The sequence below is a fragment of the Ralstonia sp. Ralssp110 genome (assembly GCF_047325135.1).
GTDB lineage: Bacteria > Pseudomonadota > Gammaproteobacteria > Burkholderiales > Burkholderiaceae > Ralstonia > Ralstonia mojiangensis.
In genome coordinates, this window is sequence record NZ_CP168610.1 from 1,516,115 (window position 1) to 1,532,306 (window position 16,192).

Here is a 16,192-nt window from a genome sequence, read left to right on the forward strand (position 1 = left end):
CGCTTCAGAAAGGGATCTTGCCGGTCCAGATGTCGCGATACATCACCCAGTCGCCCATCAGGCTGTAAAACGGATGGCGAAACGTGGCGGGCCGGTTCTTCTCGAATCCGAAGTGCCCGACCCACGCGAACGCGTAACCGCTCACCGCCGCTCCGAGCAGCCACCACAGGTTGCCCGTAAGGACAAGCAGGATCAGGCATACCAGCGCCACCGTCGAGCCGGCAAAGTGCAAACGCCGGCAGGTGCGGTCCTGGTGCTCGCTCAGGTAGTACGGATAGAACTCGGCAAAGCTGCCGAAGCTCCGGGTGTCAGTGGTGGCCATGATGCGTCTCCAGGAGGCGACTTATGCGGCGACCGGGTCTCGTTCTCGCGCAAAGGCGATCAGCGCGTCGAGTGTGCCGTCGGGGCATTCTCCCATGATCGCGTGCCCGCCTGGGAGCCCGACAACGCGGCTGCCGGTCAATCCTGCCGCAACCTGACGTCCAGCTTTCGCTGGGGTCATCTGGTCTTTCTCTCCCACGATGACGAGTGACGGACACTGCACGGCCGCCATGGCTTTGGCGCCGCGTGCGTAGGCGTTGCAGGCGGCAAAGTCTATGTGGAAGACGGGCGCCTCGGTACCGTGCGCAATCCGCTCCATCAGCCGCTGACTGCCGCCATGCATCCAGAACCCCGGCCCAGGGGACGATGGCTTGTTCGCGAGGCTGGAATGCGACCACGTATTCACCATGTCAATGGCGCTGGCCGTGTTGTTGAGCGCCGCATCAAGCAGCGCATCCGACACCTTCATCGGCCAAGCCGTCGCCACCAGGGCGATGCGGCGCACGCGACTTGCGTACCGTGACGCGCACTCCAGTGCAATCAACGAGCCCATGCTGTGGCCGACGACGATGACTGGCTGTACGACGCCGGCCGCGTGCACCAGCGCCATCACCCAGTCAGCCATGGCTTCCACCGTCTGCAGCGGGGCGCCGGCGCTGCGGCCGTGTCCGGGCAGATCCACCGCCAGTACGCTGAAGCCGTGGTGCGCAAACCAGCGCGTCTGCAGCCCCCAGACCGAATGATCGTTCTGCGCGCCATGCACGAACACGACGCACGGCAATTCGGCGTTGAACGGCTTGCCGCCGGTGTAGGCATAGGCGCGCTCGCCTTGTACGGTCCATTCCATCAGCGGGCTCCCGTTGCGTTGGCGGCGGCTTTGCCCGGCGCGGCGGACATCGCGCGCTCGGCGGATTTCAGGCCGCGCTTGAGATCGTCGATCAGGTCGTCGGCGTCTTCCAGGCCGATGGAAAGGCGGATCGTGCCTTCGCTGATACCGGCTGCGGCCAGCGCGTCGGCGTCCATGCGGAAGTGCGTTGTCGATGCGGGGTGGATGACCAGCGAGCGTGCATCGCCCACGTTGGCGAGGTGCGAGAACAGGCCGAGCGACTCGATGAATTGCTGGCCGGCACGCCGGTCGCCGCGCAGGTCGAAGCTGAACACCGCACCGCTGCCGCGCGGCAGCAGGCGCTTGGCCAGCGCGTGATCGGGGTGCGATTCCAGCTCAGGGTAGGCGACCGACGCCACCATCGGGTGGCTGGCCAGGAAGGCGACGACCCGGCGGGCATTGTCAACATGCCGCGCCATGCGTAGCGGCAGTGTCTCGATGCCTTGCAGGAGTTGCCACGCGGCCATCGGGTTCATGCAGGCACCGAAGTCGCGCAGGCCTTCGCGTCGCGCGCGCAGCAGGAAGGGCGCGACGGTGCTTTCCTCGGCAAACACCATGTCGTGGAACCCCGCGTACGGCTCGGTCAGCTCGGGGTGCTTGCCGGCGGCCACATAGTCGAATGTGCCCCCGTCCACCAGCACGCCGCCGATGGTCGTGCCGTGCCCACCCAGGAACTTGGTGGCCGAGTGATAGACGAGGTCTGCGCCATGCGCGAACGGCTGCAGCAGCCACGGCGTGGTGAAGGTCGAATCGACCAGCAGCGGAACGCCCGCGTCATGGGCAATCGATGCAATGGTCGGGATGTCCAGCACATCCAGCCCTGGGTTGCCGAGCGTCTCGCCAAACAGCAGCCGGGTGTCCGGGCGAATGGCAGCGCGCCAGCCATCGATGTCGCCCGGCTTGACGAAGGTCGTCTCAATGCCAAAGCGGCGCAGCGTGTAATGCAGCAGATTGTGCGAGCCGCCATACAGCGCCGAAGACGCGACGATATGCGAGCCGGCACCCATCAGCGTGACGATGGCCAGATGCAGTGCCGCCTGGCCCGAAGCCGTGGCGATGGCGCCTACGCCGTTTTCCAGCGCTGCCATGCGCTCCTCGAACACGGCAACGGTCGGGTTGGAGATGCGCGAGTAGACGTGGCCCGCGCGTTCCATATTGAACAATGACGCCGCATGTTCGCTGTCGCGGAACACAAACGACGTGCTCAGGTGAATGGGCGTGGCGCGCGCGCCGGTGGCCGGGTCGGGCGCGGCACCGGCATGCAGGGCCAGCGTGTCGAAGCGGGCTTTGGACATGGATTCAAGCACCCCGAAAGGGAGCGGGAGCGGGTTTGGACGGGCCATGCTAGCACTGCTGCCTGTTGCAGCGCATTCCGGGCAAACGCCGAGCGGGCGCGGTTTTTGACAGGTTTTTTCTGCGCTGCATGCTTGTCGAAGCGATCCGGTTTGGGCTAGGATCAGAGCACAACCATAACCACAACCCGCGCGCGGTCGCCCCCCGGCAGACCGGCACCCCGAACTCTGGGAGACGCAATATGAAAGTCAGCGACATCCTCCACGTGAAGGGCAACACGCTCTACACCGTGGCACCTGAAACCAAGCTCCAGGTGGCCGTGCAGACGATGGCGGAAAAAGACATCGGCTCGCTCGTGGTCATGGAGTACGGTGAACTGGTCGGCATGCTGACCTTCCGGGAAATCATCAAGGTTGTCGCCAAGAACCACGGTTCCGTGGGCGACGGCACCACCATCCGCAAGGTGATGGACGATCATCCCGTCACCTGCACGCCCGAAACCGAGGTCAACGAAGTGCGTCGCATCATGCTGGAGCACCATGTGCGCTACCTGCCTGTGCTCGACAGCCGCACGTTGATGGGCGTGATTTCCTTCTACGACGTGGCCAAAGCCGTGTTGGAAGATCAAAGTTTCGAAAACAAGATGCTCAAGGCGTACATTCGCGACTGGCCGGAAGAAAAGGCCAACGAAGACTGATCTGCGCGATCTCTTTACCGCATTCATGAAACCCGCCCGCCATTGCGAGCGGGTTTTTTTGTTGAACCAACAGCCTCCTGCCGATGAGCCAATCGAGCCAGTTTTCCCTGCTGAAGCAGCGTCGTTTTGCACCGTTTTTCTGGACCCAGTTCCTGGGCGCGATGAACGACAACGTTTTCAAGGTGGCGTTTTCCTCGCTGGTCACGTACCACGCCGCGCTGTTCGGCAATGCTGACCCGGCTTCGGCAGCGTTTCTGATCTCTGCGATCTTCATTGCGCCTTTTGTGCTGCTATCGGCCACCAGCGGACAGATCGCCGATCGCATGGACAAGGCGCGGCTGATCCGATTGGTGAAGACGTTGGAAATCGCCATCATGGCGATCGGCTGCGCGGGTTTCGCGCTGCGTCACGTTGAACTGCTCTACCTGTGCACGTTCCTGATGGGCGTGCATTCGACGCTGTTCGGGCCGGTGAAGTACGCGTATCTGCCGCAGCATCTGCAATCGACAGAACTGGTGGGCGGCAACGGGCTGGTGGAAATGGGCACCTTCGTTGCCATCCTGATCGGCACCATCGGCGGTGGCGAGCTGGCCAATTACACGCGCAACGGCGAGCTGATCGGCCCGATGTTCACGGGCATCGCATGCATTGTCATTGCCGTGGCCGGCTGGTTGACGGCGCGTGGTGTGCCGGTGTCGCCGGCGTCGCAGCCGGACTTGCGCATCAACTGGAACCCCATCTCCGAGACTTGGCGCAACCTGAAGCTGGCAAGCAACCAGCGCGCGGTGTTCCTGAGCCTGATGGGCATTTCGTGGCTGTGGTTCGTGGGCGCGACGTTCCTGACGTCGTTCTTTGCCTTTGCGCGTAACGTGCTTGGCGGCGATCAGAACGTTGTGACGCTGCTGCTGGCCGTGTTTTCGGTCGGCATCGGGTTGGGGTCGGTGCTGTGCGAAAAGCTCTCGGGGCGCAGGGTGGAAATCGGCTTGGTGCCGTTTGGCTCGATCGGCATGACGGTGTTTGCAGTGGATCTGTACTTTGCGTCGCACGCCGAGGCATTGGTTGCTCACGACGTGCTGACGGGCATTTCCGGCTTCCTGCAGAACCACCGTCATTGGCGTGTGCTGGCTGACCTGTTCCTGCTGGCAATGTTTGGCGGCTTCTACAGCGTGCCGTTGTACGCGTTGATCCAGAGCCGCTGTGAACCGACGCACCGCGCGCGCATCATTGCCGCCAACAACATCCTCAACGCGCTGTTCATGATCGCCTCAGCAGTGCTGGCGATGGTGCTCACGCGTGCCGGGTTCACGATCCCGCAGTTGTTCCTCGTTACCGGCATCCTCAACGCCGTGGTGGCGATCTACATCTACACGCTGGTGCCGGAATTCCTGATCCGCTTTGTGATGTGGCTGCTGATCCATACCGTTTACCGCGTGAAGGTGGAGGGCTCGGAGCAGATTCCCGATGAAGGCCCATGCCTGCTGGTCTGCAACCACGTGAGCTTCGTCGATGCCGTGGTGGTGGGCGCGTTCGTGCGCCGCCCCGTGCGTTTCGTGATGGACCACCGCATCTTCAAGGTGCCGGTGCTGTCGTGGTTCTTCCGCACGGTCAAGGCGATTCCGATTGCGCCGATGCATGAAGACCCGGAGATGCTCAAGCGCGCCTACGACACGATTGCCGCGGCGCTGGCGGAAGGCGAGGTCGTCTGCATCTTCCCCGAAGGCAAGATCACTGCCACGGGCGAGATGAACCCGTTCAAGGACGGCATGCGCCGCATCATCGAACGCACGCCCGTACCGGTGGTGCCGATGGCGCTACGTGGCCTCTGGGGCAGCTTTTTCTCCCGTAAGGGCGGGGCGGCGATGTCGCGCCCGTTCCGTCGCGGTTTCCTCAACAGGCTGGAGCTGTGCATCGGCACGCCGGTGCCGGCGCATGCCGTATCGCCGGAAGCGATGCAGGCCGCCGTGCTGGCGCTGCGCGGCGAGCGGCTCTAGCGCGTGGCGGGCCTCCGGACTTCGATACACTGCCGGTCGGCCTGCAATCGGCCTTCATGCGTTTTTTCTGACCTCCAACTCTCCCGTTACCTGCCATGAAACACGTTTCCCCGCTGCTGTGCGCTTCGTTGCTTGCCCTGGCTGCCGCTACCGCGCAAGCCGCATCGCCGGCATCTGAGACGCTGCCCTCCGGTGTGATCGTCCAGACGCTGACCAAGGGCACTGGCCCGTCGCCCAAGGCCAGCGACACGGTCAATGTGCACTACCGTGGCACGCTCACCAACGGTACCGAGTTCGACAGCTCCTACAAGCGCGGTCAGCCGATCTCGTTCCCGCTGAATCGCGTGATTCCGTGCTGGACCGAAGGCGTGCAGAAGATCCAGGTAGGCGGTAAGGCTAAGCTGACGTGCCCGGCAGCCACCGCTTACGGCGAACGCGGCGTGCCCGGCACGATTCCGCCCAATTCCACGCTGAACTTTGAGGTCGAACTGCTCGGTATCGGCGGCTGACCAAAGGGCCGATAGATCGGCCTTACAATAGCGTTTTCCTGATGTTTTGCGCCGCGGCAGTCGCGGCGCCTTCCTGAGCACGATCATGTCTGGCAATACCCTGGGCCTGCTGTTTTCCGTCACCACCTTCGGCGAGTCGCATGGCCCGGCCATCGGCGCTGTCATCGACGGCTGCCCGCCCGGCATGACGCTGTCGGCAGAAGACATCCAGCCCGATCTGGACCGTCGCAAACCCGGCACATCGCGCCACGTCACGCAGCGCAAGGAAGAGGACCTCGTCGAGATCCTGTCCGGCGTGTACGAAGGCAAGACCACGGGCACCCCGATTTGCCTGCTGATCCGCAATACCGATCAGCGCAGCAAGGATTACAGCAACATCGCCGAGACCTTCCGTCCCGGTCACGCCGATTACACGTACTGGCACAAATACGGCGTCCGCGACCCGCGCGGCGGCGGCCGTTCTTCCGCACGTTTGACGGCGCCGACGGTGGCTGCGGGTGCCGTCGCCAAGAAGTGGCTGCGTGAAAAGTTCGGCATCGAAATCCACGGCTTCATGTCGCAGCTGGGCGATATTCACATCCCGTTCATGGACTGGAACGAGGTGCCGAACAACCCGTTCTTCGCGCCCAATGCCGAGATCGTTCCCGAGCTGGAAACCTATATGGATGCACTGCGCAAGGACGGCGATTCCGTCGGCGCGCGCATTGAGGTGGTGGCCACGGGCGTGCCCGTCGGTTGGGGTGAACCGCTGTTCGATCGTCTGGATGCCGATATTGCACACGCGATGATGGGCCTGAACGCGGTGAAGGGCGTTGAGATTGGCGCCGGTTTCCACGCAGTCAGCCAGCGCGGCTCCGAGCATGGCGATGAGCTGACGCCGGAAGGCTTCGTCGGCAACAACGCCGGGGGCATCCTGGGTGGGATTTCGACAGGGCAGGACATCTCCGTGTCGCTGGCGATCAAGCCGACCTCGAGCATTCGCACGCCGCGTCGTTCGATCGACAAGGCGGGTGATCCGGCTGTGGTCGAGACGTTCGGCCGCCACGACCCGTGCGTCGGCATTCGTGCTACGCCAATCGCCGAGGCGCTGTTGGCACTCGTGCTGATCGACCACGCGCTGCGCCATCGCGCGCAATGCGGAGATGTGTCGGTGCAGACCCCAGCCATCGCGGCAAAAGCTTCCTGAATCGATTCGCTCAGGCAACAAAAAAGACGGCTTCAAGCCGTCTTTTTTGTTGGGTGCTCGCCCGGTACTTACATGCCGACGTAGTTCGGCCCGCCGCCGCCTTCCGGCGTGACCCACACGATGTTCTGTGTCGGGTCTTTGATATCGCAGGTCTTGCAGTGCACGCAGTTCTGCGCGTTGATCTGCAGGCGCTCGGTGCCCTCGTCGTTCTTGACGAACTCATACACGCCTGCCGGGCAATAGCGCTGCTCGGGGCCGGCAAACTGCGTCAGGTTGATGCGCGTCGGAACGGTCGGGTCTTTCAGCGTCAGGTGAGCCGGCTGGTTCTCTTCGTGGTTCGTGTTCGAGATGAACACCGACGACAGCCGGTCGAACGTGATCTTGCCGTCCGGCTTCGGATACTCAATCTTCGGGCACTCCGATGCCGGCTTGAGCGACTGATTGTCCGATTTCGTGCCGTGCAGCGTCCAAGGCGGGTTGCTGACGCCAATCTTTGGCAGCAGCCACTGTTCGATGCCGGTCATGATCTTCCCCAGCGTCGGGCTCTTCTTGAACCACAGCTTGAAGTTGCGCGACTGATCCAGTTCTTCCTTCAGCCAGCTCTGTTCGAAGGCTGCGGGGTAGGCAGACAGCTCGTCAGCGGAACGGCCGGCCGTCACGGCTTCGAACACGGCTTCACCGCACATCATGCCGCTCTTGATGGCCGCGTGGCTGCCCTTGATGCGTGCCGCGTTCAGGTAACCGGCGTCGCAACCGACCAGCGCGCCACCGGGGAACACGGTTTTCGGTAGTGCTTGCGGCGTGCCGTTGTTGATGGCGCGGGCTCCGTAGCCGATGCGCTTGCCGCCCTCGATGTGTGCGCGGATGGCCGGGTGGGCTTTCCAGCGCTGCATTTCTTCGAATGGGCTCATCCACGGGTTCTTGTAGTCCAGCCCGATCACGAAGCCGAGCGTGACCTTGTTGTCTTCCAGGTGATACAGGAAGCCGCCGCCGAAGGTGTCGTCTTCCATCGGCCAGCCGGCAGTGTGCACAACGAGGCCAGGTTTGGCCTTTGCCGGGTCGATTTCCCAGAGTTCCTTGATGCCGATGGCGAAGGTCTGCGGGTCCTTGCCGGCGTTGAGCTTGAATTTTTCCAGCAGCTGTCGGCCGAGATGGCCGCGCGCGCCTTCCGCGAAGATGGTGTATTTGCCGAGCAACTCCATGCCGAGCTGGAAGTTCTCTGTTGGCTCGCCGTCTTTGCCGATGCCCATGTTGCCCGTTGCGACACCGCGCACCGCACCCTTGTCGTCGTACAGGACTTCGGCAGCGGCAAAACCCGGGAAGATCTCCACGCCCATGGCTTCGGCCTGCGTGGCCATCCACTTGACCACGTTCGACAGTGAGACAACGTAGCAGCCGTCGTTGTGGAAGTTACGCGGCACGAGCCAGTCGGGCGTACGCTTGGCGTCGGTCTCGCTCAGGAAGAGCACGTCGTCGCCGGTGACTGCCTGGTTGAGCGGTGCGCCGTCGGCCTTCCAGTTCGGCAGGAGTTCGTTGATGGCGCGCGGGTCCATCACCGCGCCCGAAAGAATGTGTGCACCCGGCTCGGAACCCTTCTCCAGCACGACGACGGACACGTCCTTGCCCGTCTCGGCAGCCAGTTGCTTGATGCGAATCGCTGTCGCCAGGCCGGCGGGGCCGCCGCCGACGACAACGACGTCATACTCCATGGACTCTCGCGGGCCGTATTGTTCGAGGAGCTGTTGCTGGTTCATAAGTGTCTCTTCGCTTGTAGGGCGTTTGCTTATTGGTATGACGGATTGCTGCATTAGAATTTTCCGCATTGTCCGGGACACGCCTGAATGCGGCAAGGGAAATTTCTGAACGATCGTTCGATTTTTTGCTAAGCTGCGCCCAAATCACATGCCGGTGTTGCTTCGGCGCAGCCCGGCGCATGTCAAACCAACACACGGGGAACACGCATCATGGGTCTGTCGATCAATCTGGAAGGCAAGGTCGCGCTGATCACGGGCGCGTCGAGCGGCCTGGGCGCGCGTTTCGCGCACACGCTGGCGGCGGCCGGCGCAAAGGTCGTGCTGGCTTCGCGCCGCGTCGAGCGACTGAAAGAACTGCGCGCCGACATCGAATCGAAGGGCGGCAGCGCCCATGTCATCCGGCTGGACGTGACTGACCCGGACAGCATCCGATCGGCCATCGCCCACGCTGAAACCGAAGCCGGCACGATCGACATCCTGGTCAACAATTCGGGCGTTTCAACCACGCAGCGCATGGTGGACGTCACGCCGGACGACTTCGATTTCGTATTCGACACCAACACGCGCGGCGCCTTCTTTGTGGCGCAGGAAACGGCCAAGCGCATGATTGCGCGGGCCAAGGGCGCTGAGAAGAACGGCTCGCCGCTGCCGCAGTCGCGCATCGTCAACATTGCATCCGTGGCGGGTTTGAAGGTGCTGTCGCAGATCGGCGTGTATTGCATGAGCAAGGCGGCCGTGGTGCACATGACCAAGGCCATGGCGCTGGAGTGGGGCCGTTACGGCATCAACACGAACGCGATTTGCCCGGGGTATATCGATACCGAGATCAACCATCACCATTGGGAAACCGAGCCCGGCCAGAAGCTGGTGCAGATGCTGCCGCGCAAGCGCGTGGGCAAGCCGGAAGACCTGGATGGACTGATTCTGCTGCTGGCGTCGGATCAGTCGGACTTCATCAACGGTGCCGTTATCAACGCCGACGACGGCATGGTGTAAGGCGCTGGGGCTTAGTGCCCCATCAGCCGCTGCACAAGTTCGAGCGAGGTGTTGGCGGCGTACTTCTTCATCAACCGCGCGCGGTAGATTTCCACCGTGCGCGGGCTGATCTCCAACTGCTTGCCGATTTGCTTGCTGGTCTTACCCTCGACCAGTTGCGCAGCGATGTCGCGTTCGCGCGGCGTGAGCGCTGCGGTAACGGGGCGATGTGCTGACAGATCTTCAAACGTCCAGATGCCTTCGCCCAGCGGTTTGGCGCGGTCTAGCGCCCGGCCCGTGACGTGGCACCAGAACAGTTCGCCATTGGCGCGCTTCATGATGCGTTCGTCGGAATAGCTGCCGCGTGCGTTCATGACGGGGATGATGCGCGCGCCGGTGCGCTCGTATTCGTCGTGCGTCGGATAGAGCAGCTCGAACGACTGCCCGATCATCGTCGTGCGCGCGTGGCCGAAGATGCGGGCGGCTTCGTCGTTGACGTCGAGCATCACCCGCTCGCGGGACATCACCATGCCGACAGGGGCAAGCTGGAACGCAGTTTGGTAGTCGAGGGCGGGCATATGTATTCGTACGTATTGCTGCGTCGCGCGACGCTTGCGTATTCTCGCCAGATTGTATCGTTACTATTTTCCGGCGCTGCATCGCACAAACCCCAACTGTGTGATCGGTCAAAACCCTGCCGGATTTGTTGGACCACCAAGGAAGGAGCACGCATGAACAAAATCTTCGCCAACGCGAGCGAGGCGCTCGCGGGCGTCGTCAAGGACGGCCAGACCATTGCCGTGGGCGGCTTCGGCCTGTGCGGCATTCCGGAAGCGCTGATTGCCGCACTGCGCGACTCGGGCGTCAAGGGCCTGACATGCATCTCCAACAACGCGGGCGTTGACGGCTTTGGCCTGGGCCTGCTGCTGGAAACGCGCCAGATCAAGAAAATGATTTCGTCCTATGTGGGCGAGAACAAGGAGTTTGAGCGCCAGTACCTGGCTGGCGAACTCGAGCTGGAATTCACGCCGCAAGGCACGCTGGCCGAAAAGCTACGCGCCGGCGGAGCCGGCATCCCGGCATTCTTCACCAAGACCGGCGTCGGTACGCTGGTAGCCGAGGGCAAGGAGCTGCGCGAGTTTGACGGCGAGACGTACGTCATGGAGCGCTCGCTGGTGCCCGATGTGGCGCTGGTGAAGGCGCAGGTGGCCGACAAGTCCGGCAACCTGCGTTTCAACCTGACCGCACGCAACTTCAATCCGGCTGCGGCCACCGCCGGCAAGATCTGCATCGTTGAAGTCGAAGAGATTGTTGAAGTGGGCGATTTGGCACCGGACGACATTCATCTGCCTGGCATTTACGTGCACCGCATCGTGCTTAATGCCACGCCCGAGAAGCGCATCGAAAAGCGCACCATCCGAGCAGCCAACTAAGGAGACCGACATGGCCTGGACACAAGACCAAATGGCGGCGCGCGCTGCCCAGGAGTTGCAAGACGGTTTCTACGTCAACCTCGGCATCGGCATCCCGACGCTGGTAGCCAACCACACCGGCGACAAGGAAGTCTGGCTGCAAAGCGAAAATGGCATGCTCGGTATCGGCCCGTTCCCCACGGAAGACGAAGTTGACGCCGACCTGATCAACGCGGGCAAGCAGACCGTGACCACGCTGCCCGGCAGCGCCATCTTCGGCAGCGACCAGAGCTTTGCGATGATTCGCGGCGGCAAGATCAACCTGTCGATTCTCGGCGCGATGCAGGTGAGTGAGACGGGCGACCTCGCCAACTGGATGATCCCCGGCAAGATGGTCAAGGGTATGGGCGGTGCGATGGACCTCGTGGCCGGCGTCAAGCGCGTGATCGTGCTGATGGAGCACACCGCCAAGAAGAAGGACGGCACCGAAGACCTGAAGCTGCTGCCCAAGTGCACTCTGCCGCTGACGGGCGTGGGCGTGGTTGATCGCATCATTACGGACCTCGGCGTGATCGACGTGACCGAGCAGGGCCTGAAGTTGGTTGAAACCGCGCCGGGCGTTTCGCGTGAAGAGATCCAAGCCAAGACTGGCGTCAACCTGCTGTAATCGCTGACCTTCGGAGACACGCATGCTGCAAGGAAAAACTGCCCTCGTTACGGGCTCGACCAGCGGGATCGGTCTGGGTATCGCCTGTTCGCTGGCCGCGAAGGGCGCCAACATCATCATGAACGGCTTTGGCGATGTGGAAGCGCCCAAGGCGCAGATCGCGGCGGCAGGCAAGAACGCCATCCGTATCGGATACCACGGCGCCGACATGAGCAAGGCGGCCGAGATCGAAGCGATGTTCGCCTACGCCGATGCAGAATTCGGCGGCGTGGACATCCTCGTCAACAATGCCGGCATCCAGTACGTGGCCAACGTGGAGGATTTCCCGACCGAGCGCTGGGATGCCATCATCGCCATCAACCTCACCTCGGCTTTCCACACGACGCGGCTTGCCGTGCCGGGCATGAAGCGCAAGAACTGGGGCCGCATCATCAATATCGCTTCGGCGCATGGGTTGGTGGCATCGGCGCAGAAATCGGCGTATGTGGCGGCCAAGCACGGCATCGTCGGGTTCACCAAATCGGTGGCGCTGGAGACGGCACAGACGGGCATCACGTCCAACGCGATCTGTCCGGGCTGGGTGCTGACGCCGCTCGTGCAGAAGCAGATCGATGCGCGCGCCGAGAAGGACGGCCTGTCCGCGCTCGAGGCCAAGAAGGATCTGCTGATGGAAAAGCAGCCGTCGGGCGAGTTCGTTACGCCCGATCAGCTCGGCGCGCTGGCGGTCTTCCTGTGCAGCGATGCGGCCGAGCAGGTGCGCGGCGTGGCGTGGAACATGGATGGTGGCTGGGTCGCGCAGTAAGCCGATCTGTTTCAAAAAAAGCCTCGCTCCGGCGGGGCTTTTTTGTTTTTGATGGACAGCGCATGCCTGCTGCGCCGCCGCATGCTCGCGGGCCCGCGTACAATCAGGCTTCGCTGTCTCCGTCATTCACGTGTAGGAGTTGTTCATGCCAGTTTCGCCGCGCCTTGCCTTCGTGCAATGCCTGAGCCCGTCCGGCTTGCATCGGATGGCGTATCACGAGTGGGGCGACGCACAGAATCCGCGTGTGCTGGTTTGCGTGCATGGCCTCTCGCGCACGGGGCGCGATTTCGACGTACTGGCGCAGGCGCTGTGCAATGACTATCGCGTCATCTGTCCCGATGTGGTGGGCCGCGGGCGCTCCGATTGGCTGGCCGATCCGAAGGGCTATGTGCTACCGCAATACGCGTCCGACATGGTCACGCTGCTCGCGCGCGTAAATGCGGAATCCGTCGATTGGTTCGGGACCTCGATGGGCGGTCTGATCGGCATCGGTTTGGCAGGCTTGCCGAAATCGCCGATTCGCAAGCTGCTGCTCAACGATGTGGGCCCGCGTGTGACGGAATCGTCGTTGACGCGCATCGGTGCTTACCTCGGCCTGAACGTACGCTTCAAGACCTTCGATGAAGGGCTGGCGTACCTGAAGACGATCAGCGCTTCGTTCGGCCCCCACACGCCGGATCAATGGCGTGAACTGAATGCCGCGATTCTGAAACCGCAGGGCGGCGAGTGGATTCTGCATTACGATCCGCGCCTGGCCGAGCCATTCAAGAACACCACGCCGGAAATGATCGCCGCTGGCGAAGCCACGCTGTGGAAACTGTTCGAGGCGATTCCCGGCGAGGTGCTGGTGGTGCGCGGCGCGCATTCCGATTTGCTGACGCGCGAGACAGTCGAAGCCATGATGCAGCGCGGCCAGCATGTGAACACGGTGGAAATTCCCGATGTGGGCCATGCGCCGACCTTCATCCAGCCGGATCAGGTGGCGATCGCCCGCAAATTCTTTCTCGGTCAATGACCGGTTGCTTGACCTCATTCGATTTGCAGATGAGCACTGAACTGAAGCGTTACAACGTCGAACATCGCTATTCCGATGCAGCCGTCTACAACGGCGTCGTCTATGTGGCTGGCCAGGTGCCGGAGACCACGCTCGACGCCGGCATTGCCGAGCAGACCGCAGAAGTGCTCGCCATCATCGACCGCGTGCTCGCCGCCAACGCCAGCGACAAGACACGCATCCTGATGTGCCAGATCTTCCTGAAAGACATCGGCGAGATTGGCGAGATGAATAAGGTGTGGGACCAGTGGGTTGCCGCCGATTCCAAGAACTCGCCGCCGCGCGCCACCGTTGAGGCTGCGCTGGCCAATCCGAAGTACCGCATCGAAATCGTCGTGACGGCCGCACAGAAAAGCTGAGCCCGTCGCGCAACAGGCCAGACGCAAGCAGGACGCATCATGGAGAACAAGACCGAACGGCCGGCCGAGGGGCCCGGATCGGCGGCAGAGCAGGTCGCACGTGCGATCGAATATCTTGCGGCCAATGCCGCGGACAGCGCCACGCTGACCGGCGAGCCGCTGGAGTCGCACGCGCGCGGCACGATCGCCATCCTTGAAGGGCTGCGCGTCGATACGCCGTCGTTGCAGGCGGCCGCGCTGTTTCTGTTGCCCACGCTGGCAATGGACAACGAAAAGGCGCTCGAGCCCGCGTTCGGTGGCGAGGTTGTCAAGCTCGTACACGACGTGCGGCAACTGCTGCGCATTGGCGCGATTGCCGGTCTCGCCAGCCCGACCGATGCTGGCATCACGCGCAAGAACGAAGCTGAAGCGCGCCGTGCGCAAGTCGAGGCATTGCGCAAGATGTTGCTCGCGTTCGCGCAAGACATTCGCGTGGTGCTGATCCGGCTGGCGTCGCGGCTGCAATCACTGCGCTGGCTTGCGCAGACGAAACGTCCGGCGCCGGACGGCATGGCGCGCGAAACGCTGGATATCTACGCACCGCTGGCTAACCGCCTGGGCATCTGGCAGCTCAAGTGGGAGCTTGAGGATCTGGGCTTTCGCTTTGAGGATCCCGACACTTACAAGCGCATTGCCCGCCTGCTGGATGAAAAGCGCATCGAGCGCGAGAAGTTCATCGGCCAGGCCATCGCGCAACTGCAAAAGACGTTGCACGACGCCGGCATTCAGGCGGAGGTAAGCGGCCGGCCCAAGCACATCTACAGCATCTGGAAAAAGATGCGCGGCAAGGAACTCGACTTTGCCGATCTGTACGACGTGCGAGCCTTCCGCGTCATCGTCGACGACATCAAGGATTGCTATACGGTGCTCGGTTTCGTGCACCACATGTGGCAGCCGATCCCGAAGGAGTTTGACGACTACATCTCGCGTCCGAAGGCCAACGGCTACATGTCGCTGCATACGGTGGTGATCGGAGACGACGGCCGCGCGCTGGAGGTGCAGATCCGTACGCGGGAGATGCACCACTTCGCCGAGTACGGCGTGGCCGCGCACTGGCGCTACAAGGAGGCGGGCAACAAGGGCTATGCCGGCCAGTTCTCCGCCAGCGAGCGCTACGACGAGAAAATCGCCTGGCTTCGCCAGCTGCTCGCCTGGAAGGACGACGCCGAGCACATCGTCGCGCACGAGGATTCCCCGTGGGAGCAACTCAAGCACACCGAGCTGGATGATCACATTTACGTGCTGACACCGCAGGCGCGCGTGATCGCGTTGCCGCAAGGTGCAACGCCGGTCGACTTCGCCTACTACCTGCACAGTGATCTCGGCCACCGCTGCCGCGGCGCGCGCGTCGACGGCACGATGGTGCCGCTGAATACGCCGCTCAAGAACGGCCAGACCGTCGAGATCGTCACCGTCAAGCAGGGCGGGCCGTCGCGCGATTGGCTGAACACCGAGCTGCACTATCTCGTCAGCCCGCGTGCCCGCACGAAAGTGCGCGCGTGGTTCAACGCGATGGAGCTGGAAGAGACGCTTGCGCAGGGCCGTGCGCTCATCGACAAGACGCTGCAGCGCGAAGGCAAGACCGCCGTCAACCTGGAAGAGCTGGCCGCCAAGCTCGGCTACAAGACGCCGGACGATCTCTATGCTGTGGTCGCCAAGGACGAGCTGAGCCTGCGTCGCATCGAGGCTGTTTTGCGCTCGGATGGGGCGCCGCCCCCCGCCCCCGTCGACGACGAAGCGGCCATTACCAAGAAGAGCCGCGCCACCAGCGTGGCTCGCGGCGCCAAGAGCGGCGTATTGGTGGTGGGCGTCGATTCGCTCCTCACGCAGATGTCGCGTTGCTGCAAGCCTGCGCCGCCCGACCCGATCGTGGGCTTTGTCACGCGCGGGCGTGGCGTATCGATTCACCGGCAGAGCTGTGCGACGTTCCAGCAGCTTGCCGCGCGCGCGCCCGGCCGCGTGATCCAGACGGAATGGGGCCAACGCAGCGATTCGGTCTACCCGATCGACATCCAGGTCGAGGCACTGGACCGGCAGGGCTTGTTGCGCGACATATCGGAAATCCTCTCGCGCGAGAAGATCAACGTGACCGGGGTGCGCACGCTGTCGAGCAAGGGCGTCGCAAAAATGCAGTTCACCGCGGAAGTGTCAGAGGCGACACAACTGCAGCGCGCGCTGACGTTGATCGAAGAAGTGCAGGGGGTATTGACAGCCCGAAGGAAGTGACGGTATAGTTTCGTCCTTCGG

16 protein-coding genes are annotated in these 16,192 nt (G+C 62.9%); 11 read left to right on the plus strand and 5 right to left on the minus strand.

All coding sequences use genetic code 11. From position 1 onward, the window contains the following. Positions 1–4: 4 nt before the first annotated feature. The 3 genes from ACEN9T_RS15920 to ACEN9T_RS15930 are packed head-to-tail and all read right to left on the minus strand — an operon-like array spanning position 5 to position 2,502. Positions 5–322 carry an Mpo1-like protein gene (locus ACEN9T_RS15920; protein WP_252691365.1) on the minus strand — a complete coding sequence of 106 codons (318 nt, stop codon included), beginning with the start codon at positions 320–322 and terminating at the stop codon, positions 5–7. 21 nt (positions 323–343) lie between these two features. Beyond that, positions 344–1,168, minus strand: coding sequence for an alpha/beta fold hydrolase (locus ACEN9T_RS15925; protein ID WP_413708234.1), 825 nt, complete (start codon positions 1,166–1,168; stop codon positions 344–346). Beyond that, entirely contained in the window at positions 1,168–2,502 is a 1,335-nt protein-coding gene (locus tag ACEN9T_RS15930) for an O-acetylhomoserine aminocarboxypropyltransferase (protein WP_413708235.1), read from the minus strand. The genes ACEN9T_RS15925 and ACEN9T_RS15930 overlap by 1 nt, the downstream gene beginning before the upstream one ends. Before the next feature lie 239 nt (positions 2,503–2,741). On the opposite strand from ACEN9T_RS15930, the gene ACEN9T_RS15935 reads away from it, so the two are divergent. From ACEN9T_RS15935 to aroC, 4 genes are all read left to right on the plus strand, one after another. Beyond that, positions 2,742–3,197, plus strand: a complete 456-nt coding sequence (locus tag ACEN9T_RS15935; RefSeq protein ID WP_009240853.1) for a CBS domain-containing protein — start codon at positions 2,742–2,744, stop codon at positions 3,195–3,197. Between the two features lie 83 nt (positions 3,198–3,280). After that, the gene (locus tag ACEN9T_RS15940; RefSeq protein ID WP_413708236.1) at positions 3,281–5,188 is read left to right on the plus strand and encodes an MFS transporter; all 1,908 of its coding nucleotides are present in this window, start codon (positions 3,281–3,283) and stop codon (positions 5,186–5,188) included. Positions 5,189–5,283: 95 nt separating this feature from the next. Next, positions 5,284–5,697 (plus strand): FKBP-type peptidyl-prolyl cis-trans isomerase, encoded by a 414-nt coding sequence (locus ACEN9T_RS15945; protein WP_413708237.1) that lies wholly within the window; start codon positions 5,284–5,286, stop codon positions 5,695–5,697. 85 nt (positions 5,698–5,782) lie between these two features. Further along, positions 5,783–6,883, plus strand: a complete 1,101-nt coding sequence (gene aroC / locus ACEN9T_RS15950) for a chorismate synthase (RefSeq protein WP_024975495.1) — start codon at positions 5,783–5,785, stop codon at positions 6,881–6,883. 68 nt (positions 6,884–6,951) lie between these two features. On the opposite strand, the gene ACEN9T_RS15955 is transcribed toward aroC, so the two are convergent. Then, on the minus strand, positions 6,952–8,637 hold the full coding sequence (locus ACEN9T_RS15955; RefSeq protein ID WP_092969963.1) for an electron transfer flavoprotein-ubiquinone oxidoreductase: 1,686 nt from the start codon (positions 8,635–8,637) through the stop codon (positions 6,952–6,954). Positions 8,638–8,847: 210 nt separating this feature from the next. On the opposite strand from ACEN9T_RS15955, the gene ACEN9T_RS15960 reads away from it, so the two are divergent. Continuing rightward, positions 8,848–9,633: an SDR family oxidoreductase gene (locus ACEN9T_RS15960; RefSeq protein ID WP_045203199.1), complete on the plus strand. Its 786-nt coding sequence runs from the start codon at positions 8,848–8,850 to the stop codon at positions 9,631–9,633. An 11-nt stretch (positions 9,634–9,644) separates the two neighbouring features. On the opposite strand, the gene ACEN9T_RS15965 is transcribed toward ACEN9T_RS15960, so the two are convergent. Beyond that, the gene (locus ACEN9T_RS15965) at positions 9,645–10,190 is read right to left on the minus strand and encodes a LuxR C-terminal-related transcriptional regulator (RefSeq protein ID WP_004636022.1); all 546 of its coding nucleotides are present in this window, start codon (positions 10,188–10,190) and stop codon (positions 9,645–9,647) included. A gap of 153 nt (positions 10,191–10,343) precedes the next feature. Here ACEN9T_RS15965 and ACEN9T_RS15970 point away from each other — a divergent pair, with 153 nt between their 5' ends. The 6 genes from ACEN9T_RS15970 (at position 10,344) to ACEN9T_RS15995 (ending at position 16,171) form a co-directional block, all read left to right on the plus strand. Next, positions 10,344–11,045 (plus strand): CoA transferase subunit A, encoded by a 702-nt coding sequence (locus tag ACEN9T_RS15970; RefSeq protein WP_092969965.1) that lies wholly within the window; start codon positions 10,344–10,346, stop codon positions 11,043–11,045. A 10-nt stretch (positions 11,046–11,055) separates the two neighbouring features. Next, entirely contained in the window at positions 11,056–11,691 is a 636-nt protein-coding gene (locus ACEN9T_RS15975; RefSeq protein ID WP_024975498.1) for a 3-oxoacid CoA-transferase subunit B, read from the plus strand. Between the two features lie 22 nt (positions 11,692–11,713). Continuing rightward, positions 11,714–12,493: a 3-hydroxybutyrate dehydrogenase gene (locus ACEN9T_RS15980; protein WP_413708238.1), complete on the plus strand. Its 780-nt coding sequence runs from the start codon at positions 11,714–11,716 to the stop codon at positions 12,491–12,493. A 145-nt stretch (positions 12,494–12,638) separates the two neighbouring features. After that, positions 12,639–13,508: an alpha/beta fold hydrolase gene (locus ACEN9T_RS15985; protein ID WP_092969969.1), complete on the plus strand. Its 870-nt coding sequence runs from the start codon at positions 12,639–12,641 to the stop codon at positions 13,506–13,508. A 29-nt stretch (positions 13,509–13,537) separates the two neighbouring features. Next, a complete protein-coding gene (locus ACEN9T_RS15990; protein ID WP_413708239.1) occupies positions 13,538–13,906 on the plus strand; it encodes a RidA family protein in 369 nt (122 codons plus the stop codon). Between the two features lie 39 nt (positions 13,907–13,945). Beyond that, on the plus strand, positions 13,946–16,171 hold the full coding sequence (locus tag ACEN9T_RS15995) for a RelA/SpoT family protein (protein ID WP_413708240.1): 2,226 nt from the start codon (positions 13,946–13,948) through the stop codon (positions 16,169–16,171). Positions 16,172–16,192 lie beyond the last annotated feature (21 nt).